Here is a 21,528-nt window from a genome sequence, read left to right on the forward strand (position 1 = left end):
ATACGGCGCTCTTCCCCCTTCCGCCCTGCCTGGGAGGCTTCATGCTGTCCGCAGAATCCGTCGCCTTGGTTCGTGCCACCCTCCCCGCTGTGGCCGGCGCGCTCGACGAGATCACGACACGTTTCTACGGCGCCATGTTCCGGGATCGGCCGGAACTGCTCGACGGCATGTTCAACCGGGGCAACCAGGCCAGTGGCGCGCAGCGCCGCGCCCTGGCCGGCTCGATCGCCGGGTTCGCGACCGCGCTTCTCGACGACCCGGGCACGCGCCCGGACACGCTCTTGGCCCGGATCGCACACAAGCACGCGGCCGTCGGGGTCACGGACGATCAGTACACGATCGTGCACAAGTACCTCTTCGACGCGATAGCCGAGGTCCTCGGTGACGCGGTCACTCCGGAGGTCGCGGCCGCCTGGGACGAGGTGTACTGGCTGATGGCCGGCGCCCTGATCGGTCAGGAGGCCCGCCTCTACCAGGACGCCGGCGTGCAGCCCGGACGCATCTGGCGGCAGTGGACGGTCGTGGAACGCCGTACGGAGACCACGAGCGTGGTCTCCTTCCTGCTCCGGCCGGCCGACGGCGAACCGGCCCCGCCGGCACGGGCGGGCCAGTACGTGAGCGTGCGCGTCCGCATGGCCGACGGCATACACCAGCTGCGGCAATACAGCCTGTCCTCGGACCCGGGCGGCGACCTTCGGCGGATCAGTGTGAAGCTGGTCGAGGGGCTGGCGGACGAGCCGGACGGCGAAGTCTCGGGTCTGCTGCACGAGCAGGTCCGACAAGGCGACGAACTCACGCTCTCCGCACCCTTCGGCGACGTCTTCCTCGACGACCCGACCGACGCCACCGCCCCGCTGGTCCTGGTCTCGGCGGGCATCGGCTGCACCCCCATGACCGGCATACTGGCCCACCTCACCGCCCTCGGCTCCCCTCGCCCGGTGCTGGTCCTGCACGCCGACCGCTCCCCCGCCGACCACGCCCTGCGCACCGAGACACGAGAGCTCACCGGCCGGCTCACGAACGCTCGCACCGTGTTCTGGTACGAGCAGCCCGGCCCGGAGGAACCCGACGCCCGCGCCGGTCTGATGGACCTCGACGGGATCGAACTCCCCGACGACGCCACAGTGTTCCTGTGCGGCCCGCTGCCGTTCATGCAAGCCGTACGCGGACAGCTCCTGCACGCCGGAGTGCCGGCGCGACGAATCCGCTACGAGGTCTTCGGCCCCGACCTGTGGCTGCCCGGCACAGCGGCATGAAACGCGCCGCCCCTACCTCACTCTGGAAGGAATCCCCATGACGAGCGACAACACTCAAGCGGCACCCGCTATTCGGCTGCGCAGCGAAGGAGCCGTGGACGAGGACACCCTGGCGTACGCGCGTACGAAGATCGACGCGGTCGTCAGTCGGCCGGGGTTGCCCGCTGTCACGGGTGAGGTGCGGATCGTACGAGCGGCCGCCCACCACGCGAACCGCCCCTGGTCGGCCACGGCCGACCTGCACGTGGGCGGTCGGCAGGTCGTGGTCCTCGCGGAGGAGGCCACGGGCACGGAGGTCGTCGACCAGCTCCAGGACCGGCTGCGCCGGCAGACCGACAAGGCCGCCCACTCCGGGGGCACCGGTCACCGGACGGCGGTCCCTCCGTGGCGTGGCGGGCAGCAGTCCGCGTGAGTGCACGGTGATGCGGCCCGGTCGGGGACAGCACGCCGACCGGGCCGTCGCGCTGTCGCCCGCGCGTGGGGCGACCCGATCAGTGGGCCGTCCGGACCATGCCGGTGACCAATGGCCCACTGACGCCGGCGGCTTGCACAGGAAACCGTGGGGTGTGCGGTTCCCGATCGACGGCGAGAACGAGGAGTTGTGTGATGGCACAGGCGTATCTGGTGGGCAGCGGTATAGCGGCGCTCGCCGCGGCCGCATTCCTGATCCGCGAGGGCGGATTCGACGGGGCGGACATCCACCTTTTCGAGGAGCAGCGCGAGATCGGGGGCAGTCTCGACGCGAGCGGCACGGCGGACGCCGGCTACACCATGCGGGGCGGGCGGATGTTCGAAGCCGAGTTCCGCTGCACATACGACCTGTTGTCCGCCATTCCCACTCTGGACGACCCGTCGGTGTCCGTGACGCAGGAGATCCTGGACGGCCACGAGGACTTCGCCTGGGACGACATCGCCCGTCTCGTCGACGGCGACGGGAAGATCGTCGACACGCGGTCGATGGGGTTCTCCGAGCGCGACCGGCTGGAGCTGGTCCGCTGCCTGGCGAACCCGGAGGGGCACCTGGACGGCAAGCGGATCACGGACTGCTTCGGCGAACACTTCTTCACCACCAACTTCTGGTTCATGTGGTGCACCACGTTCGCCTTCCAGCCCTGGCACAGCGCCATCGAGTTCCGTCGCTATCTGAGGCGTTTCATCCACCTGTTCCCCGACTTCGCCTCCATGTCGGGCATCCACCGCACTCGCTACAACCAGTACGACTCGATCGTGCGGCCCCTGACGGCCTGGCTGCGCAAGCACGGTGTCACCGTCCACACCGGCTGCCGGGTCACCGACCTGGGGTTCACTCCGGGGATCCGGAGCGGCACGGTCGACACCATCTACCTGACCAGAGGCGGTCACGAGGAGAAGATCCCGGTCGCCCCCGCGGACCTGGTCCTGGTCACGAACGGTTCCATGACCGACGCCTCCAGCCTCGGCACACACACCAGCGCACCCCGGCCCGCTCCCCCTCGCTCGGACGCCTGGCTGCTCTGGCACCGGCTGGCGCGGGGCCGGGAGAACTTCGGCGACCCGGGCGTCTTCGACAAGCATGTGAAGGAGTCCCGCTGGGAGTCGTTCACGGTCACCTCCAGGGACCCGGCCCTCCTTGGCGCGCTGGAAGAGTTCAGCGGCCGCGAGACCGGAAGGGGCGGCCTGATGACCTTCACCGACTCCAACTGGCTGCTTACCATCGTCGCCAACCGCCAGCCCGTGTACCGGGACCAGCCCGAGGGCGTATCGGTTTGGTGGGGCTACGGTCTGTCCCCCGGACGCGCGGGCAACCACACGCCCAAGCCGATGATGATGTGCTCCGGCCGGGAGATCCTCGAAGAGGTCCTGCACCACCTGCAACTCGACGAGCCGACGGCGGCCCGTGTCCTTGAGACCTCCACCGTCGTGCCCTGCGTGATGCCGTACATCACCAGCCAGTTCCTGGTTCGGCGCCGCGGCGACCGTCCCAAAGTCGTACCGGAGGGATCGGTCAACCTCGCCTTTATCGGCCAGTTCGCGGAGGTGCCGGACGACGTCGTCTTCACCGTCGAATACTCCGTACGCACCGCCTGGACAGCGGTGGCTCAGCTCCTCGGTCTCGACAAGCAGCCGCCCGCGGTCCACAAGGGGCACCACGACCCGCACGTACTGGCGGTCGCCCTGGAAACCATGCACCGCCGCTCAGCCGAGTGAACCGAGGCAGCGGTACATGTCGGGCCGACTGGCGGATGCCGTCCTTGTGAGTGGCGTGATTCCTGACAGGTGGACGCCCGAGGCGCCCGGCGTCGCACCGTGACTCGCGTCGACCGTGGAGGCAGTGGATCATCCCGGTCCGCTCCCCGGTAACGTGAGGGTATGAGCCATCCGCACCCAGAACTCAAAGCCGCCCCGCCCCTGCCCAAGGGCGGGCTGCGAGTGACCGCCCTGGGGGGCCTGGGCGAAATCGGCCGGAACATGACCGTCTTCGAGCATGCCGGCAAGCTGCTGATCGTGGACTGCGGTGTGCTGTTCCCGGAGGAGAACCAGCCCGGCGTGGATGTGATCCTCCCGGACTTCACCTCGATCCGGGACCGCCTCGACGACATCGTGGCCGTCGTGCTCACGCATGGCCACGAGGACCACATCGGCGGTGTGCCCTATCTGCTGCGGGAGCGGGCGGACATTCCGGTCGTCGGCTCGAAGCTCACCCTCGCCTTCCTCGAGGCCAAGCTCAAGGAGCACAGGATCACCCCGCGCACCGTGCGCGTGCGGGAGGGCGACCGGCGCAACTTCGGTCCCTTCGAATGCGAGTTCGTGGCCGTCAACCACTCCATCCCGGACGGGCTCGCGGTGGCCCTTCGTACCGCCGCCGGGTTGGTGCTGCACACCGGTGACTTCAAGATGGACCAGTTCCCCCTCGACGACCGGATCACCGACCTGCGCGCCTTCGCCCGGCTCGGCGAGGAGGGCGTGGACCTGTTCCTCACCGACTCCACCAACGCCGAGGTTCCCGGCTTCACCACCTCCGAACGCGAACTGAACCCTGCGATCGAGCAGGTGATGCGGACCGCCCCGCGGCGGGTCATCGTCTCCAGCTTCGCCAGCCATGTGCACCGCATCCAGCAGGTCCTGGACGCGGCCCACCAGCACGGCCGGAAGGTGGCCTTCGTGGGCCGCTCCATGGTCCGCAACATGGGCATCGCCCGCGACCTGGGCTACCTCAAGGTCCCGTCCAACCTGATCGTGACCCCCAAGGAGCTCGAGAAGCTCCCTGACCACAAGATCACCCTGGTCTGCACCGGATCCCAGGGCGAGCCGATGGCGGCCCTGTCCCGGATGGCCAACCGCGACCACCAGATCCGCATCGGCAAGGGCGACACCGTCCTGCTCGCCAGTTCCCTCATCCCCGGCAACGAGAACGCCATCTACCGGGTGATCAACGGCCTGACCCGGTGGGGCGCCAACGTCGTGCACAAGGGCAACGCGAAGGTGCACGTCTCCGGCCACGCCAGCGCCGGTGAGCTCGTCTACTGCTACAACATCGTCCGCCCCCGCAACGTCATGCCCGTGCACGGCGAGTTCCGTCACCTGCGGGCCAACGCCGACCTCGCCATCCGCACCGGCGTCGACCCCGACCGGGTCGTCATCGCCGAGGACGGTGTCGTCGTCGACCTCGTCGACGGCCGCGCCTCCATCACCGGCAAGGTGCCCGCGGGCAACGTCTACGTGGACGGCATGGAAGTCGGCGGCGCCACCGAAGCATCCCTCAAGGACCGCGTCACCCTCGCCGAGGAGGGTGTCATCACGGTCGTGGCCATCGTCGACGCCGACACCGGCGCCCTGGCCGAGGCCCCCGACTTCCTGGCGCGCGGGTTCGTCCACGACGACACCACCTTCGAGCCGGTCATCCCCGTCATCGAAAAGACGCTGGCCACGGCCGCCGAGGAAGGCGTCGGCGACGCCCACCAGCTCGAACAGCTCATCGCCCGAGCCGTCGCTAACTGGGCGTTCCGCACTCACCGCCGCAGGCCGCTGATCATTCCCGTGATCATCGACGCCTGACCGGGCCGCCGCACCGGCCCCCGGGTCTCACGCCCCGGGGGCAGCATGCGTCGCCACACCGGCGACAGCCCCCGGACATTCACGAACGTCAGAAAGGTGAGCGGATGAGCCTGCGCTTCGAGGAGATCGACTGGCGACCGACGCCGATCGGCGAGATCAGTCTGCGCAGGCGCCGCCACCCGGTCTCGGGAGACGACGTGTACGAGGTGAAGCTCGGCGACGAGTTCCTGATGTCCAGTCTCTTCACCGTCGGCGAGATCGCGCTCACGGAACTCGCCCTGGCCGAGCTGCCGGACACCGAACTGGACGTCGCGGTCGGCGGACTCGGGCTCGGCTACACCGCCCAGGCGGCCCTGGACGATCCCCGGGTGCGCTCGCTGACCGTGATCGACGCGCTCGCCGAAGTCATCGACTGGCACCAGCGCCACCTGGTGCCGCTGGGGGCCCGGCTGACGTCGGACGCCCGCTGCCGCTTGGTCCACGGCGACTTCTTCGCGCTGGCCGCAGACCCCCGCGGCCTGGACCCGCAGGAGCCGGGCCGTCGCTTCCACGCCATCCTGCTGGACGTCGACCACTCCCCACGCCATGTCCTCCACCCCCGCCACGCCGCGCTCTACCAGCCCGCCGGGCTCCGCGCTCTCGCCGATCACCTGCATCCCGGTGGGGTGTTCGCCCTGTGGTCGAACGACCCGCCGGACGAGGAGTTCACCTCCATCCTCACAAAGGTCTTCGCACAGGCAGCGGCCCATGTCGTCGACTTCGACAACCCCCTGCAAGGCGGCACCTCGGCCAACACCGTCTACCTAGCCGGCACAGCACCGGCCACACCGTAGGACGCCGGCAGCCGGCACCCTGGCTCTCACTTCGAGGAGCGTCGTCCCGCCCGTCTCACCGTGACCCAGTCCGCCCGGGCGGTCGACTTGATCGGCTGCCGCCTCACCGGGAACGCGAGGCCCGCAAGCACAACGCGGCCCCAGGACGGGGTCAGGCTCACCCAGCCATCCCCTCGCACTCGTCCACGGCCGATTCCTCGGTGCCGGCACCAGCTGTGCCGCTTCGTGGACCACCACGGACAGCGGGTCCCCGCCATGGTTGGGTCACCGCGTCCTGGGCACCCAGAGTGACGCCAGAGGCGGGACCTGACGAACGGAGATGCCCGATGGTGGCGGAACCTCTGATGCCGGCTCTGCCGGTGTCGTTGCTGACTCCACCGGGCGTGTACGCCCCGCAGTGGGACACAGGGCTGCTGGTGCGAGCCTTGGGCCAGGAGGACGTCGGCTCCGCGACCGACGTACTGGACCTCGGCACCGGCAGCGGCGCGGTCGCCGTGCAGGCGGCGCGGCTGGGTGCCCGGGTGACCGCCGTCGACATCTCGCGACTGGCCGTGTTCACCGCGCGCGTCAACGCACTGCTGGCCAGGCAGCGGGTCCGCGTCCGGCGCGGCGACCTCACGACGGCGGTGACGGGGCGGTCGTACGACCTGGTGGTCAGCAATCCACCCTACGTCCCCTCCCCCACCGCCCAGCTGCCGCGCCGGGGTGCGGCCCGGGCCTGGGAGGCGGGCGGGGACGGCCGGACCTTCGTGGACCGCATCTGCGAGGCGGCTCCCACCGTGCTGCGTCCGGGAGGGGTCCTGCTGATCGTGCACTCCGACCTGTGCGGGACGGAGACCACACTGCGGCTACTGGCGGAGCGCGGACTGCGTGCCTCGATCGCCGACCGCGCCCTGGTGCCGTACGGGCCCGTCCTACGTTCCCGACGACCCTGGCTGATACGCCAGGGGCTGGTAGCAGCGCACGACAGTGACGAGGAGCTGGTGGTCGTCCGCGCCGAGCGACCGTGAACACGAAGGCGCCATCTCAGCTCAACAGCGCTGACGGTCTCTGAGCCCGGACAGGCCGGGCCACTTGGACAGGGAAAACGCAACTTCGACATGGCTCGTCACCTCTCGCCGATCCCTCGCCTCTCACGCGCGAGTTCTATGACGTCGGTGAGGCCGTCTACCGGGAGTTCAGTCAGCACCCTGGATATCTCGCGCGTGCTGAGGCGGCAGACGGTGACCGGGGCGCGCTCTTCGAGGCGGACTGGGGCGCCTGGGGAGAGTTCGCCGTACCGGCCTGGTACGGCAAGGGCCGTACGGCGGAAACCACCGCGCTGGCCACGACGCTCTCACTCTGGACCGATCTGCGCCCTGCCTTCGACGCCGTCTGCACCGTGGTGCGCCGGGAACAGGCGTTACGACTGGTTCGAGAAGACAGGTCGCCCGAATTACGTGTTCTGGTGGGTCTCCGGCGGCGTGATACCCACCTGGCAGGACGGGGTTTCCCGGCTGGAACACCTCCACGACCACGGCGCCGCGCCGCACGCGTTCACCTTCCACCACGCATTCGCCCCGGAGGGAACCGGAACCAGGATCAAAGGCAACGGACTGGGGCGGTGACCGCCCTGGACGCCTCCCCTCGCACCCGGCCCAGGTGGCGGCCCGGCGGCGGTGACGGGACCGGCGATGAGGCCGCGTGGCTGGTCCGGCGTCAGGGTGGCGAGGTCAGGCGGACGAGCCGGTCCCAGCCTCAGCCGTGGACGGCGGTTCCGTGGGCTGCGCGGGGAACAGCAGTGCCGTGGCGGCCCTGGAGTGCAGGGAGTCCAGCGTAATGATCTGCCGCTCCGCCCTGCGCAGCAACTCCTCCAAGCGGCCGGCTTCCAGACGCCCATCCTGCGCGGACGCAGCGAGCAGGCCGCGCCACAGGGCCGCCTTGCCCAGCACCCCCAGCCGCAGGGCTTCCAGCTCGACCAGCAGCGCGAGCCCTGAACGGCGCACCAGCCGCCCGTTGGGCTTGGCCCGACCCGCCTTCTCGCCGAGCCACGCTCCGTAGACCTTGTAACGCCGGACCGGGACTTCGAGGTCACCTAGGAGGCGTACCAAGGCCTGCCGGTCCTGCGAGATCTCCTTCCGCAGGTTTTCCAGCGCCTCACCGAAGGGCGGTCCCTGGTGCTCCTGAGCCGCGCGGGCGGCGAGTTCGGCGCCCGCCGTCGCCCCGGCCAGGTGGTCGTTGAGGTAGATCGCCAGCCGCTTGTGCCGTGTCGGACCGTCCTGGGAGGCCCGTGTCGTCGTGTTCAAGGTTCTCCTCCGGCTGCCGAAGTCCGGTGATGGACTCCGAGTGCCCCCGCCAGGCCGTCCGCCAACCGCTCTGACCCGAAAACCCGGCGTCGGCCAGGTGCCCGGGCCCGTCCGGCGGCGAGGAACCAACTCACCCCCATCAGCAAGGCCATGCCGGCTTCCACGAGGTCACCGCCGCAGTACATCCATCCGCGCCGAGGTCGCCGGGGTATGGATCTCGGCAAGCCGCCCGCGGACGACGTGACCGGGGCGCCTTCCTGGACATCCGGATCACCCTCGTCGACCCGGCGATGGGGCCCTTCGGCCCGGCGCGACCGTCCTCGCCTCCCGCGACAGCGCGCACGCCACGGTCCTGGTTGCCCGGACTCGTACGTCTGTGGCCGGGGCAAGACAGCGGGTGGGCTAGGCCGGAACTTCCCGTTCGCCAGGTGTGGCGAGCGCGGCGGGTGATATGTCGATAAGGGGCAGAGAACGGTCGAGGCGGGTGATGTGCAGGATGCGCCGCAGCCGCGGGCTGTCACAGACGATGTGCAGCGTGCCCTCCCGCTGAACGGTCTGGTTGCTGATCCGTACGAGCAGGCGCAGGCCGCCGGCGTCCAGGAAGGTCACGCCGCGCAGGTCGACGAGCACGTCCAGGTGCGGGCGGTCGAGGAGCGCGGTAATGCGCGCGGCCAGTTCGTGATCGGCCCAGATGTCCAGTTCGCCACTGAGTTCGAGGATGGTGGTTCCGTCGGCGACGTAGTGATGCAGGGTGAAAGGGATATCGCAGGTGCCCATGGTGTTCCCCCGTGGTGTGCCCTCCCATGGATGGGTGGGCGGTCCTGCCGGCGGCGCGGCCCACAGGGGGTGGCGCCGTACGCCACCGGGGTCCTGGGCGGCTCAGCGAGAACGCTGTATCCGCATGGTGCCCCGGCTGGGCAGGTTTGTACCGTCTGGCCGGTGTCAACTCGACCGCGTTTCGCACACGTTGACCTGCGTCACTCGGCCGGGCCATCCTGCGGACGGCCCGGCCGGTGGTGGACAGGCGTCCGCGCAGATGCGGTAGAGGAGCGAACTCGGGGAAGGCGCTCATAGCGGCAAGTACACAGCCCAGGAAGGGGATTGTGGTGCTGCCAGTACAGGGTGTTCGGCTACCTGCGGTACGAACGAGGTCGCCTCGCCGACCGGATGACCGCTCTCGTCGGTGGGAAGATGCCGACGCGGCAGGCCGAAGAAGACCGGCGACGTCCGCGGCGTGCGCCGACTCGTCCACCGCAACCTCCAACGCAGCACAGCGGTCGTGAACCCGCCACCTGCCGGCGACGCCCGATAGCTCAGCGGCATCACGCTACGGTGTCGTCGCGCCGGGCGATTCGCCAGCCGAGCCGCGCAGCGGCCAACAGACCCGCACAGGCCCGCCTCCCGGCAGGGAGGCCCGCACACCCATGGGATACGGACATGTCTCCTACCGGGCATGAGCACTCGGCAGCTCCCGCGCTGCTGGCCCTGGTCGACGCCCCGCTGCGCGGAGACGACGACGAACACCTCCTGTCCCGCCTCGCCCGCACCGTCACAGGTCTGCCCGGCGTGGAGGCGGCCGGCTGCAACCTCCTCGACACCGACGGCCGTCCCGCGCTCACCGCCGCGACCCACGACAGTGCGGACCGGCTCGAACGCGCCCAGAGCGAGCTGCTCGAAGGGCCCTGCCTGGACAGCGCGCGCACCAACAAGGCCCTGGTGAACGTGCCGATGGCCCACCCGCACAGCCGGTGCCGGTGGCCGCGCTACACACAGCGGGTCCTACAGGCGGGCTTCACCGCGGTCACCTCCCTGCCCATCCGGCACGAGGTCGGCGTCACGGGGTCGCTCAGCCTCTACCACCAGCGCGAACCTCTGCGTGAGGAGGATGTCGAGTGGAGCCGCCTGCTGGCCTCCGCCACCGCCATCAGCCTGGCCCACCGCAACACCCTGCTCCGGGCGCAGACACGCGAACGGCAGTTGCAGGCGGCGCTCGACAGCCGCGTCCTGATCGAACAGGCCAAGGGCCTCCTTGCCGAACGCTTCGACTGCACCGTGGACGACGCTTTCGATCTGCTGCGCCATCACGCCCGCACCCATCAGGTGAAGTTGTTCGACCTCGCCAGGCAGATCGTCGACAACCGCGCCACCGGCGGACCGTTCCCACGCAAGCGAGACTGACCGGACAGGTGCAGGTTGGCGGGAGCCGCATCGCCGACTGCACGGCTCCGGTCACCGCCCTCCGGCGACGGAACACCTCCCGCGGCACCGACGTCGGAGGGCACCGTGCGCACGGACACGACTGGAAGCCTCCCATCGCGATCGCCCCCTGTCCTGCCTCACAGTGATTTCCGCTGCAGGTCGGGAGGCCGCCACAGTGTGTCGTCCGAGCGATTTGAGGGCACTCGACGTGCAGGGCTCTGCAGGCCAGGCAGCCGCCCAGGACCCCTCGGTTCGGACCGGCAGCCGCGGAGCCCGTCGGGTTCCCGCTCTGGCCGATCCGGCGCGGGAACCGTCCTGTGCCGCATGGTTCTCGCGCGTCAGGTGGAGTAGCCGTCCCGCCGGGTCGTCGGCGACCGCACCGTGGCTCAGGCGGGCGTGGCGTGGAGTGCGCGTACCAACTGTGGAGTGAGCAGTTCGCCTGCGCGGTCGGCGAGGACGGCCATTTCGTAGCCGACCAGGCCGACGTCGCACCCTTCGGCGGCGAGTACGCCGAGGCAGCTGCCGTCGCGGATGCGGCCGACCATGAGGAATCCGCCGAGCATTTCGATCATGACGAGCTTCATGCCACGGAATCCGTGTGCCGTCGCCGCGTTCTGGGCGAGGCTGGTGATGCCGGAGACGATGGCCGCGAGATGATCCGCGCGATCGCGGCCGAGTGTGTCCGAAGCGGCCATGAGCAGGCCGTCCGAGGAGACGGCGACGGCGTCGGTGACACCGTCGGTGGTGCGTGCGAACTCCGAGATGAGCCAGCCGAAACTCTGGACGGCGGTGGTCACGATGACGCTCCTTGGGTGGTTCGGGCCTCGGCACGGGCGACACCTGCTCTGAAGCCGTTGAGCAGGGAGGAGACAGCGGGCCGGGCGGGCGGGGGTGAGGCGGAGGGGTCTTCCACGGGGGCGAGCAGGCGTCCGGGAAGGGCAAGGAGTGCGGACAAGCCGCCGCCCGGAGTGTCGAAGAGGTGGACTTGGGCGCCTTCACCGAGGCGGTGGGCGAGCCGGCCGACGACGAGGTGGCCGAGGAATCGCGTGGGCGCGGCGAGGAATGCCTCCTGCCCGGGATCGCGGAGGCGGGCGTTGGCGCGTTCCTTGTCGGCCTCGGACATGCCGACGCCGTGGTCGACGACGGCGAAGCTGTATGTGTCGTCCTCGGTGTCGTACCAGCCGTGCACCTCGACCGGTTCGGTCGGTGGCGAGAAGGTCAGCCCGTTCTCGATGAGTTCGGCGAGGAGGTGGGCGACATCGGCGACGGCGTGCCCGCGTACCCGCACCGGCTCCACGGCCGCGATCAGGACCCGGCGGTACTGCTCCACCTCGGCGACGGCGGACTGGACGACTTCGAGGCCGTCGGCGGGTGCTGCGGTGGGCCGCGGCGGGTTCTGCCCGGCCAGGACCAGCAGGCTTTCGGCGTTGCGCCGCATACGGGTGGCGAGGTGGTCGAGTTCGAAGAGTTCGGCGAGGGCGTCCGGGTCGAGTTCCTTGCGTTCCAGTCGGGTGATGAGGCTGAGCTGGCGACGCACGAGGTTCTGGTTGCGGCGGCCGAGATTGGCCAGTGACTCGGTGGTGTTGCGGCGCAGGCCGGCCTGCTGGGCGGCCAGGTGGAGTGCGGTGTTCTCGACCTCGTGGAGGGACGCGGCGACTTCGGCGATCTCCGCGGCCCCGCCCAGCTGCCCTGCGTCGGGGTTGGCCGGGGCATCCGCCTGGCGGTGGAACTCCGCCTGGTCCTGCGGGGATTGCTGGATCCGGGCGACGGCCTCGGGCAGCCGGTGCCGAGCCACGTCGTGGGCGGCCTCGGCGAGTTCGCCGAGCGGGCGGGTGAGGGAACGCGAGGCGAAAGCGGCGAGCCCCGCGACAAGGGCGGCCATGAGCGTTCCCGCGGCGAGATAGGCGGCGAGGGCCAGCTCGGCGTCGTGGCTGAGCCGGTCGGCCCGATCCCGTACGTCGTCGCCGACCGACTGCTGGACGGTGTACAGGTCATCGACGAGTACGGTCATCGCGTCCCACCAGGTGCCGACATCGACGCGCAGCGCGGAGCCGTCGGCGGCGTCCTCCGCCTGTTTCTCGTAAGTGACAGCGCGTTGGGCGTCCTGGGTTGCGAAGGCGTTCTTGAGGGCCGCGCGCTGGGGTGCGGTGGCGACCTGCCGGAAGCGGGCCTGGGCGGCGACGCGTGTGGCGCGTACCTCGCTGAAGTCGAGGTACGCGGGGCCGCGAAAGGCGCCTTGGGCGAACACGCCGTTGAGGAGTCCGCGTTCGAGAGCGACGGACTCCTTGACCGCGGCCAGCTCCCGCAACGCCGCCAGGCCGTCGCGCAGTTGACGGTCGGCGCCCGTCGCGGTCTCCGCCACCGGATCGACGGCGTTCAGGGCATCGACGGCGCGCGTGTAGAAGGTGAGAACCGCGCCCGGGTCGGCGGTGCCCTCGTCGGCGGCGGCACGGGTATCGGCCAGCCGTCGCAGGTGACGCTGGAGGACGTCCTCGACCGCGCTTTCGGGGCGCATGGCGCGCAGCACCGTGTCAACGCGCTTGCGGGTAGCGGCGAGTGAGGGGCGGAAGTCTTCCTCACCACCCAACAGCCCGTTGGTCAGGCCGCGTTCGCGTTGCAGCTGGTGCACCAGGGCCTGGATACGCAGGCTGAGGCCGACCTCGGCACGGGTCGTCCGTGCGTCACCGAGGGCTTCGGCGCGGCCGTTAACTGCGAGGCCTGCCACCGTCAGCAGCAGGCAGACGGGGACCGTGATGACCACCGCCACACGGCCTTTGATGCTGCGCCAGCCCGGGATCGGCCGGCGCCCCTGAGCCGTTCCGTCACCGTGGCGACGCTCTGAACCGCCCCTGCCGAACACGCCCTTGCCGATTGCGCCGAGTCTGCCGAGCAGCGGCCGTAATGGCGTCCACAGTCTCATAGTCATGAAGCTAGTCCGACCGCGGTAACTGCCGGTTTCCGACCTGTTAGACCGCGTGGGAACTTCAGTTGCGCCGCCCTCACACCGCAGGTCCAGAGACTGTGACCGCGGCGACACAACAGGTGCTCGCGCTTTTGGTGGTCGACCCCACTTTCCTCGTTCACCTGACGCCTGCTCGCGGGTGAGACAAGCCAAGGGAAGGCCAAGGGAAAGCAAGGGGGGACAAAAGTCTCCCTGCCACGGGTGATGTCTGTGGTGCAAGACTTCCGAACGCGGCTCGGCCCCAGCCGAACGCTGGCTGGTGGACGGTGGCCCGGACGTCGTGGGCGTCATCGCCTCGGTCACCCGCCCGTTCTGCTCCGCCTGCGACCGCACCCGCCTCACCGCCGACGGCCAGGTCCGCACCTGCCTGTTCGCCACCGAGGAGACGGACCTGCGCGCGGCCCTGCGCTCGGGAGCCCCGGACGAGGAGATAGCCCGCATCTGGAAGGTCGCGATGTGGGGCAAGAAGGCGGGCGCGGGCCTCGACGACCCGACCTTCGTCCAGCCGGACCGCCCGATGTCCGCGATCGGCGGCTGAAGGCCGCCCATGAATGATCTCCGGGGCCTTTGTAGTCAATGCCCTTGTCTGGTGGTCGAGATGGGCGGCAGACTGGAGCAACAGACAAGGTCGAGTGGGAGGGCGCATAGAACACACAAGTGATGCGATGAGATCTTGCAGTCCGTCGGTGCTGGACGCGCTTGGTGCTGCTGGGTGGACAGCGGGTCGCCAGATCGCCATTGCGCACTGGAAGCGGCGGCTGACAAGTGCCGGGTTCGAACTCAACGACCTGGCGGTAGCGGTCTGGGCCGAGTTCGGCGAGCTGACGATCAAGAGCTCCTCGTCCCGTATCCCCGGTTCGCGCTTGCACATGGACCCCGTTGACGCCTGCATCGACGCCGCCGAGGAAGCGGCCACGCTGGAGCGGCACTACGGAGAGAACTTCAGCCCTTTGGGCATGTGGTCGAACCAGTTCCTTACGTACATCTCCGCTGGTGGTCGCGTTATTGCCGTGGGGCCGCACTGGCTTTGGCCGTTGGGCGCCACCTTCATGGAGGCGTTGGCCTACGTGGTGGACGGCGACGGCGGCGTCAATCGTGAGGAACGGGCAGACTGGCTCGACAACTGCCAGTACTAGAGGTGAGACGATCTTGCCGTGGCTCATGTGATCACAGCGTCGCAGCCCTCATGGACAGCCCGTTCACCGGAATGAGCCCACGGCGGTTCGCCAAGTAACTCACCACGCCGTCTGGGGCCGAGGATCGCGGTGCAGCCCCGTAGGCGCTTTCGACGGGACACTGTTCCTTCGACGTACCGGGGCGGCGTGAGCCCGCCGACCACCCCGAGGTCTCTGCAGATCCATGGGCGACGGAGTCGTTCCCGCCTACCGCGGCCCCGACGGTTCGGCCGGCCGGTTGGGCGGGGCCTTGGCGTTCTTTGCGGCGGCTGCCGCGACCGTTGCCAGGTCCTCGCCCGAGAAGCCGGCGCGGCTGAGGACTGCCAGAGATTTGTTCGTCGCCAGCGTGCACAACGCCAGCTCCGCCGCCTCCTGCTCGCCGGCCCCCGCCGCCAGCAACGCCTGCTCCAGCCTCGCCCGCAAACCGTCGATCAGGGCGCGGACCATCGCCCGGCCCTCCGCGTCAAGCGCCGGGAACTGCGTTGCCGACACCGTGAGCAGGCAGCCGTCCGGGACCGTCGGGTCGGCGATGCGGTTCAGGGCGACTTGCAGGAACGCGGCCACAACGGCGTTCGGGCTCGAGTGGGGGCCGGACAGTGCCTGCTCGTACAGCGGGTGGTAGGTCTGCGCGTACCGTTGGAGGCTTTTTCGGAAGAGGGCGCTCTTGTCGCCGAAGGTGCCGTAGAGCGAGCCCCGACCCAGGCCCGTGCCCTCGGTCAGGCGTTCGATCGAGGCCTCCGAATAACCCCAGCGCCAGAAGACGTGCATCGCACGTCGTAGCGCCTCGTCCACGTCGAACTGCTTGCGGCCTGCCATGGTCCGTCAGTCTACGCATCTTGTACCGATCGTTCAAATATGGGTAGGGTCACCGGCATGACAACCTTGAGTTCGCTGCGGCTGCCCGACGGATTCCTCGACGTCTTCACCAGCCGGCTCGTGGAGGTGAACGGGCTGCGGCTGCACGCGGTCACCGGTGGGAACGGCCCGGCACTGCTGCTGCTCGGCGGGTGGCCCCAGACCTGGTACGCCTGGCGGGAGGTGATGCCCGCGCTCGCCCGCCGGCACACCGTCGTCGCCGTCGACTCGCGCGGGTCCGGGCTCTCCGACAAGCCCGACGACGGGTACGACGCCGGCACGCAGGCCGCCGACCTGGTCGCGTTGATGACCGCGCTCGGGCACGACCGGTTCGACGTGGTCGGCCACGACATCGGCACGTGGACCGCATACGCCCTCGCCGCCGATCACCCCGAGCGGGTGGGCCGCCTCGCCATCCTCGAAGCAGTGATCCCCGGTCTCACACCGTCCCCGCCGTTCTTCGGCCCGGCCGCGGCCAACCAGAAGCTCTGGCAGTTCGGCTTCAACCGGCTCACCGACCTCAACGAGGAACTGGTCCGGGGACGGGAACGGCTCTTCTTCGGCTGGCAGTTCGCCACCAAGGCCGCCACGCCGACCGCGATCCCCTCGTACGCCGTCGACGTCTACGTCGACGCGATCACCGCGGACCCTCGCGCACTGCGGGCGAGCTTCGCGTACTACCGGGCGCTGGACGAGACGATCGCGCAGAACGAGCAGCGCAGCAGGACCCGGCTGACGCTGCCGGTACTCGGCCTCGGCGGCGCGCTGTGGAGCGGCGCGAGTGCGGCCCAGACGATGCGGCTGGCGGCCGACGACGTCACGGGGGTCGTCCTCGACGACTGCGGCCATTACCCGGCCGAGGAGCAGCCGGCGCGGTTTGTCGAGATCCTGGAGGACTTCCTCACGGCCGACCGGTAGCAGGCAGGTCCAGCGCGGTGCTGGCGGCGTAGGTGTCCAGGCAGGCCCTGGTCCTCCGCCGCGAAGCAGGGAGAGGTTTCTCCCCCTCACAGAATGGCCGTGCGGTGCGATGCTCCAGTGCGTCCCGACCTCGCAGCGGTCGCACGTCGCGCTGAAAAGAGAGTTTCACCGAATGCCACCGACGACCGACGACCGAACTCGCAAGCTGCCATTCGTCGTCTTGGTGCTGTCTGCCGGAACATTTCTCATGGGCACCACCGAATTCGTCATCGCGGGCTTGCTGCCCGAGATCGCCGGCGATCTGAATGTCTCCCTTTCTCAGGCGGGTCTGCCGATTACGGCGTTCGCGGTGGGCATGATCGTCGGCGCACCCGTAATGGCTGTCGCGACGCTGCGCCTGTCCCGGCGCTCCACTCTGATCCTCGCGCTCGCGGTCTTCGCCCTTGGCCACCTGGTCGCCGCGCTCAGCTCGTCCTTCGCTCTTGTGCTCGCGGCCCGCGTCGTGACCGCGTTGGCCACAGGGACCTTCTGGTGCGTCGGTGCGGTCGTGGCCACGACCGCGGCAGGGCCGACGGCGACGTCACGGGCCCTGGGCATGCTCCTGGGAGGCCTGACCGTGGCCACCGTGGCCGGCGTACCGCTGGGCGCGTGGCTGGGGCAACTGTCGGGCCGGCGCGGGCCGTTCTGGCTGCCGGCCGCGCTGTCGGCAGGCGCGGCGGCGGTCATCGGCCGGTACATCCCCGCCGACGATCGACGTGAAGCGCCTTCCGTGCGGGCCGAGTTCGCCGCGCTGCGGGATGGCCGGGTCTGGCTGACGCTGAGCTCCATGACGCTGCTGATGGGCGGTGTCCTGGCGACGTACACCTACATCTCGCCCCTGCTCACCGAGCGGGCCGGCATCCCCGCCGGAACCGTGCCCATGGTCCTGACCGGCTACGGCCTGGGCGCCCTGCTGGGCACCACGATCGGCGGGCGTCTGGGCGACCGACGACCACTCGCCACCCTCATCGCCTCCGCCGCCATGACCACGCTGGTGCTACTGCTGTTGACCCTGCTCTCCCCGAACCCCGTGGCGGCCGTCGTCCTGCTCGTACTCCTGGGGGCGACCGGCTTCGCGCCCACCCCGGTGCTCGGCGCGCCGGCTCTGCGCTTCTCCGGCTCCGCCCCCAATCTCGTCTCCGGCCTCAGCGGCTCGGCACCCAACGTGGGCATCGCCATCGGCTCCTGGACGGCCGGCATCGCCCTGACCTCACCGCTGCGGCAGTCCGGGCCGTGCAGAGACAGCCGCAGCTGACGCGCCTCCACAAGGCTCCAACTGCCGTCCCAGGCCACCGGTCAGCGAAGGGGCGAAGAGGGCGTCAGGTTCTGGTCGGCGGCCCAGGAGGCGAGGATGCCCAGCCGCTCGTGGGTGGCGGAACCGGGGGCGGCGGTCCAGACCGTCAGGTGCTGGTCGGGGTCGGTGTTGGCGGTGAGGGTGTCCCAGTCCAGGACGAGTTCGCCGACCACCGGGTGGTTGAGGGTCTTGGTGCCCACGGTGCGGGAGGCGACCCGGTGGTCACCCCACCACTGGGCGAACTGCTGGTCCCGGGTGGACAGTTCACCGACCAGTTCGATGAGGCGGGGGTCCTCGGGATACTGCGCGGCTTCCATCCGCAGCTGTGCCACGGCGATCCGCGCCGAGCCCTCCCAGTCGGCGTACAGGCCGTGCATCGCCGGATCGGTGAAGATGAGCCGCGGGTAGTTGCGGTGCTTCTCCGGGATACGGGAGAAGTCGGTGACCAGGGCTGCCGCCAACGCGTTCCACGCCAGAATGTCTCCGCGCCGGCCCTGCACGATGGCCGGGGTGGCGGTGAGGTCGTCGAGTACCCGCTGCAGCTGCGGCTGGACCTTCTGTCTGCCGTGGCGCCGGGTGCGGGTGGTGGTCTTGCCCGCGAGTTGGAAGAGGTAGCCGCGCTCGTCGTCGTCGAGGTGGAGGACGCGGGCGATGGTGTCCAGCACAGGGGCCGACGCCTGCATACGGCCCTGCTCGAGCCGGGTGTAGTAGTCCGTGCTGATGGAGGCGAGCTGAGCGACCTCCTCGCGGCGCAGTCCGGCCACCCGGCGGGGCCCGCCCGTCTCCGGCAGCCCGACCGTGCGCGGGCTCAGTTCGGAGCGGCGCTTCTTGAGGAATTCGCCGAGCTCGTTGAGAGGAACGTTGCTGGTCATGTTTCCCATCCTGATGAGGCCGGCAGGTCGTGGTCGGCGGCCCAGGAGGCGAGGATGCGCAGACTGTCGTGCGCGGGGGATCCCGGGGCGGCGGTCCAGACCGTCATGTACTGGTCGGGGCCGGTGTCGGCGGTGAGGGTGTCGCAGTCGAGGGTGACCTCTCCGACGACCGGATGGATCAGGGTCTTGGTGCCCGCGGTGCGGGCCGCGACCCGGTGGTCACCCCACCACTGGGCGAACTGCCGGTCTCGCATGGACAGTTCACCGACCAGCGCGATCAGACGGGGATCCTCGGGATACCGCGCCGCTTCCCTCCGCAGCTGCGCCACCGTCACCTGCGCAGCGGACTCCCAGTCGGCGTACAGGCCGCGCATCAACGGTTCGGTGAAGAGGAGTCGCGGGTAGTTGCGGTGCTTCTCCGGGATACGAGAGAAGTCGGTGACCAGGGCTGCCGCCAGCGCGTTCCACGCCAGAATGTCGCCGCGCCGCCCCAGGACCATGGCCGGAACGGACGCGAGGTCCTCCAGCACCCGCTGCAATTGCGGGCGGACTCTCTGCACGCCACGGCGCCGCATACGGACCGTGGCTTTGCCCGCGAGCTGGAACAGATGGCCGCGCTCGTCGTCGTCCAGGTGCAGGACGCGGGCGATGGTGTCCAGCACAGGAGCCGAGGCCTGCATACGGCCCTGCTCGAGCCGGGTGTAGTAGTCCGTGCTGATGGAGGCGAGCTGAGCGACCTCCTCGCGGCGCAGTCCCTCGACGCGGCGCGGCCGGGTGGTCGACGGAAGTCCGACCGTGCGCGGGCTCAGCTTCGAGCGTCGCTGTTTGAGGAACTCTCCCAGTTCGTTCAGGGTGACATTGCTGGTCATGCTTCCCAGCATTACATCGATCGCACCCGGGGAAGGGGGGAGAAATTCCTCCCTGGATGTTCCTCTCCCCCGATGAATTCCTCCGCTTTTCCCGCGCGCCCTCAAGTGTGAGGCTCGATTCCGAGCAGTCATTCCTGTCTTTGACTGCGGCTCACCACCCTCGTACAGAAGGAAGCACTCCATCATGCGCGGAGCAGTCATTCACGCCCCCGGCGACGTGCGCTTCGAGACCCTGGACGACCCGCGGATCAGCCGGCCGACCGACGCTGTCATCCGCACGGTCGCCACCTGTGTGTGCGGTTCGGATCTGTGGCCCTACCGCGGCGCTGAGCCGGTGGACGAGCCCCATCCGATGGGGCACGAGTACGTCGGCATCGTCGAGGAGGTCGGCAGCGAGGTCACCCACGTCAAGCCGGGCCAGTTCGTGGTCGGGTCGTTCGCCACCTCGGACAGCACCTGCGCCAACTGCCGTAACGGCTGGCAGTCCAACTGTCTGCACCGCGAGTTCATGAGCACCTGCCAGGCCGACTACATCCGCATCCCGAACGCCCACGGCACTCTGGTCGCCACCGACGAGCACCCCTCCGGCGAGCTGGTGCCCAGCCTGCTGGCCGTATCCGACGTGATGGGCACCGGCTGGTACGCCGCCCTCGACGCCGAGGTCAAGCCCGGCTCCACCGCCATAGTCGTCGGCGACGGCGCGGTCGGCCTGTGCGGCGTCATCGCCGCCAAGGAGCTCGGCGCGGAACGGATCATCGCGATGAGCCGCCATACGTCCCGCCAGCAGCTCGCCCTCGAGTTCGGCGCCACCGACATCGTCATCGAACGCGGCGACGAAGGCATCGCCCGCGTCAAGGACCTCACCGGCGGCATCGGTGCCGACAGCGTCCTGGAGTGCGTCGGCACCCCCGAGTCCATGCGCCAGGCCCTGCACTCCGCCCGGCCCGGCGGCAACGTCGGCTTCGTCGGCGTCCCGCACGACGTGCAGGTCGACGGCCAGGAGCTGTTCTTCTCCCAGGTCGGCCTGCGCGGTGGCCCCGCCCCGGTGCGCCGCTACCTGCCCGACCTGATCGAGCGGGTCCTGTCCGGCCGTATCAACCCGGGCAAGGTCTTCGACCTCACTCTGCCCCTGGACCAGGTCGCCGAAGGCTACAAGGCCATGGACGAACGCCGCGCCATCAAGGCGCTTCTGAAGCCCTGACCTATCACACGTCCCGCTCTCGGGGGCGGGCTCCCGAAGCCCGGCCTCCCCCTCACCAAGGACACACCGTGACCACCTTCGCCCTCATCGGTGCCGGCCCCGGCCTCGGGCTCTCCACCGCCCGCCGCTTCGGAGCCGCGGGCCACTCCGTCGCTCTCATCGCCCGCAACGCCCAGCGCCTGGACGGCCTGACCGCCGAACTGGCCGGCGAGGGTATCGAGGCCCGTGGCTTCGCCGCCGACGTCCTCGACATCGAGTCCCTGACCGCGGCCCTGTACGCGGCCGCAGCAGCCCTGGGGCCCATCGAGATCCTCCAGTACAGCCCCGTGCCCCGCGCCGACTTCATGAAGGCGGTCCTCGACACGAGCGCCGACGACCTCGACGCGCCCCTGGCCTTCTCCGTCAAGGGCGCCGTCACCGCGGTGAACGCCGTCCTGCCCGGCATGCGCGAACTCGGGCGCGGCACCCTGCTGTTCGTCAACGGCTCCAGCGCCGTCCGACCCAACCCGAACGTCGCCGGCACCTCCATCGCCTTCGCCGCCGAGAGCGCCTACGCCCACATGCTCCACGGCACACTCGCCCCGCAGAACATCCACGTCGCCCAGCTGATCATCCCCGGCGCCATCCGACCCGACGCCGAACACAGCAGCCCCGACGCCCTGGCCCAGCGCCTCTACGCCATCCACCGCGAGCGTGACGCCTTCCGCCACTACGCCGAGCCCCTCCCCGACTGAG

At 69.8% G+C, this 21,528-nt stretch carries 19 protein-coding genes and 2 pseudogenes; 14 read left to right on the top strand and 7 right to left on the bottom strand.

Annotated elements, in window-relative coordinates; translation table 11 throughout:
* Nucleotides 1-41 precede the first annotated feature (41 nt).
* The 7 genes and pseudogenes from ACIOHP_RS29935 to ACIOHP_RS29965 all read left to right on the top strand — a co-directional run.
* The gene (locus ACIOHP_RS29935; RefSeq protein WP_401892283.1) at nucleotides 42-1,256 is read left to right on the top strand and encodes a globin domain-containing protein; all 1,215 of its coding nucleotides are present in this window, start codon (nucleotides 42-44) and stop codon (nucleotides 1,254-1,256) included.
* Nucleotides 1,257-1,293: 37 nt separating this feature from the next.
* Nucleotides 1,294-1,668: a hypothetical protein gene (locus ACIOHP_RS29940; RefSeq protein WP_401892285.1), complete on the top strand. Its 375-nt coding sequence runs from the start codon at nucleotides 1,294-1,296 to the stop codon at nucleotides 1,666-1,668.
* Between the two features lie 194 nt (nucleotides 1,669-1,862).
* Nucleotides 1,863-3,443 carry an oleate hydratase gene (locus ACIOHP_RS29945; RefSeq protein ID WP_401892286.1) on the top strand — a complete coding sequence of 527 codons (1,581 nt, stop codon included), beginning with the start codon at nucleotides 1,863-1,865 and terminating at the stop codon, nucleotides 3,441-3,443.
* A gap of 162 nt (nucleotides 3,444-3,605) precedes the next feature.
* Nucleotides 3,606-5,291, top strand: a complete 1,686-nt coding sequence (locus ACIOHP_RS29950) for a ribonuclease J (protein WP_361551927.1) — start codon at nucleotides 3,606-3,608, stop codon at nucleotides 5,289-5,291.
* Between the two features lie 104 nt (nucleotides 5,292-5,395).
* Nucleotides 5,396-6,124 carry a spermidine synthase gene (locus ACIOHP_RS29955; RefSeq protein ID WP_401892288.1) on the top strand — a complete coding sequence of 243 codons (729 nt, stop codon included), beginning with the start codon at nucleotides 5,396-5,398 and terminating at the stop codon, nucleotides 6,122-6,124.
* Nucleotides 6,125-6,450: 326 nt separating this feature from the next.
* Nucleotides 6,451-7,134: a HemK2/MTQ2 family protein methyltransferase gene (locus tag ACIOHP_RS29960; protein WP_401892290.1), complete on the top strand. Its 684-nt coding sequence runs from the start codon at nucleotides 6,451-6,453 to the stop codon at nucleotides 7,132-7,134.
* Between the two features lie 98 nt (nucleotides 7,135-7,232).
* Nucleotides 7,233-7,731: pseudogene (locus tag ACIOHP_RS29965) on the top strand (DUF3291 domain-containing protein); the annotation flags it as partial.
* Nucleotides 7,732-7,836: 105 nt separating this feature from the next.
* Here ACIOHP_RS29965 and ACIOHP_RS29970 read toward each other — a convergent pair.
* Together ACIOHP_RS29970 and ACIOHP_RS29975 are read right to left on the bottom strand one after the other, a co-directional pair.
* Nucleotides 7,837-8,409 carry a hypothetical protein gene (locus ACIOHP_RS29970; protein ID WP_401892291.1) on the bottom strand — a complete coding sequence of 191 codons (573 nt, stop codon included), beginning with the start codon at nucleotides 8,407-8,409 and terminating at the stop codon, nucleotides 7,837-7,839.
* A 402-nt stretch (nucleotides 8,410-8,811) separates the two neighbouring features.
* Entirely contained in the window at nucleotides 8,812-9,186 is a 375-nt protein-coding gene (locus tag ACIOHP_RS29975; RefSeq protein WP_401892293.1) for an STAS domain-containing protein, read from the bottom strand.
* A 660-nt stretch (nucleotides 9,187-9,846) separates the two neighbouring features.
* Here ACIOHP_RS29975 and ACIOHP_RS29980 point away from each other — a divergent pair.
* The gene (locus ACIOHP_RS29980; RefSeq protein WP_401892294.1) at nucleotides 9,847-10,587 is read left to right on the top strand and encodes an ANTAR domain-containing protein; all 741 of its coding nucleotides are present in this window, start codon (nucleotides 9,847-9,849) and stop codon (nucleotides 10,585-10,587) included.
* 407 nt (nucleotides 10,588-10,994) lie between these two features.
* Here the strand turns inward: ACIOHP_RS29980 and ACIOHP_RS29985 are convergent, their stop codons facing one another.
* Together ACIOHP_RS29985 and ACIOHP_RS29990 are read right to left on the bottom strand one after the other, a co-directional pair.
* Entirely contained in the window at nucleotides 10,995-11,405 is a 411-nt protein-coding gene (locus ACIOHP_RS29985) for a roadblock/LC7 domain-containing protein (RefSeq protein WP_401892296.1), read from the bottom strand.
* Complete coding sequence (locus ACIOHP_RS29990) at nucleotides 11,402-13,375, bottom strand: nitrate- and nitrite sensing domain-containing protein (RefSeq protein ID WP_401892297.1); 1,974 nt, start codon at nucleotides 13,373-13,375, stop codon at nucleotides 11,402-11,404. The genes ACIOHP_RS29985 and ACIOHP_RS29990 overlap by 4 nt, the downstream gene beginning before the upstream one ends.
* Nucleotides 13,376-13,796: 421 nt before the next feature.
* On the opposite strand from ACIOHP_RS29990, the pseudogene ACIOHP_RS29995 reads away from it, so the two are divergent.
* Together ACIOHP_RS29995 and ACIOHP_RS30000 are read left to right on the top strand one after the other, a co-directional pair.
* Nucleotides 13,797-14,108 (top strand): annotated as a pseudogene (locus tag ACIOHP_RS29995) (GTP 3',8-cyclase MoaA); the annotation flags it as partial.
* A gap of 148 nt (nucleotides 14,109-14,256) precedes the next feature.
* The gene (locus ACIOHP_RS30000) at nucleotides 14,257-14,706 is read left to right on the top strand and encodes an SUKH-3 domain-containing protein (RefSeq protein WP_361546671.1); all 450 of its coding nucleotides are present in this window, start codon (nucleotides 14,257-14,259) and stop codon (nucleotides 14,704-14,706) included.
* Between the two features lie 246 nt (nucleotides 14,707-14,952).
* Here ACIOHP_RS30000 and ACIOHP_RS30005 read toward each other — a convergent pair whose 3' ends face one another.
* A complete protein-coding gene (locus ACIOHP_RS30005; protein ID WP_401892298.1) occupies nucleotides 14,953-15,561 on the bottom strand; it encodes a TetR/AcrR family transcriptional regulator in 609 nt (202 codons plus the stop codon).
* Nucleotides 15,562-15,618: 57 nt separating this feature from the next.
* Between ACIOHP_RS30005 and ACIOHP_RS30010 the strand changes: the two genes are divergently transcribed.
* Both ACIOHP_RS30010 and ACIOHP_RS30015 read left to right on the top strand, forming a co-directional pair.
* The gene (locus ACIOHP_RS30010; protein ID WP_401892299.1) at nucleotides 15,619-16,518 is read left to right on the top strand and encodes an alpha/beta fold hydrolase; all 900 of its coding nucleotides are present in this window, start codon (nucleotides 15,619-15,621) and stop codon (nucleotides 16,516-16,518) included.
* Between the two features lie 172 nt (nucleotides 16,519-16,690).
* Nucleotides 16,691-17,812 carry an MFS transporter gene (locus tag ACIOHP_RS30015; RefSeq protein WP_401892301.1) on the top strand — a complete coding sequence of 374 codons (1,122 nt, stop codon included), beginning with the start codon at nucleotides 16,691-16,693 and terminating at the stop codon, nucleotides 17,810-17,812.
* A 41-nt stretch (nucleotides 17,813-17,853) separates the two neighbouring features.
* Here ACIOHP_RS30015 and ACIOHP_RS30020 read toward each other — a convergent pair whose 3' ends face one another.
* Both ACIOHP_RS30020 and ACIOHP_RS30025 read right to left on the bottom strand, forming a co-directional pair.
* Nucleotides 17,854-18,723 (bottom strand): helix-turn-helix domain-containing protein, encoded by an 870-nt coding sequence (locus ACIOHP_RS30020; RefSeq protein WP_401892302.1) that lies wholly within the window; start codon nucleotides 18,721-18,723, stop codon nucleotides 17,854-17,856.
* The gene (locus ACIOHP_RS30025) at nucleotides 18,720-19,604 is read right to left on the bottom strand and encodes a helix-turn-helix domain-containing protein (protein WP_401892303.1); all 885 of its coding nucleotides are present in this window, start codon (nucleotides 19,602-19,604) and stop codon (nucleotides 18,720-18,722) included. The genes ACIOHP_RS30020 and ACIOHP_RS30025 overlap by 4 nt, the downstream gene beginning before the upstream one ends.
* 172 nt (nucleotides 19,605-19,776) lie before the next feature.
* On the opposite strand from ACIOHP_RS30025, the gene ACIOHP_RS30030 reads away from it, so the two are divergent.
* Complete coding sequence (locus ACIOHP_RS30030) at nucleotides 19,777-20,793, top strand: zinc-dependent alcohol dehydrogenase family protein (RefSeq protein ID WP_401892304.1); 1,017 nt, start codon at nucleotides 19,777-19,779, stop codon at nucleotides 20,791-20,793.
* Between the two features lie 68 nt (nucleotides 20,794-20,861).
* Nucleotides 20,862-21,527 (top strand): SDR family NAD(P)-dependent oxidoreductase, encoded by a 666-nt coding sequence (locus tag ACIOHP_RS30035; RefSeq protein WP_401892305.1) that lies wholly within the window; start codon nucleotides 20,862-20,864, stop codon nucleotides 21,525-21,527.
* Nucleotide 21,528: the final 1 nt, after the last annotated feature.

Origin of the sequence: Streptomyces sp. NPDC087859 (assembly GCF_044742595.1) — a bacterium.
Classification (GTDB): Bacteria; Actinomycetota; Actinomycetes; order Streptomycetales; family Streptomycetaceae; genus Streptomyces; species Streptomyces canus_F.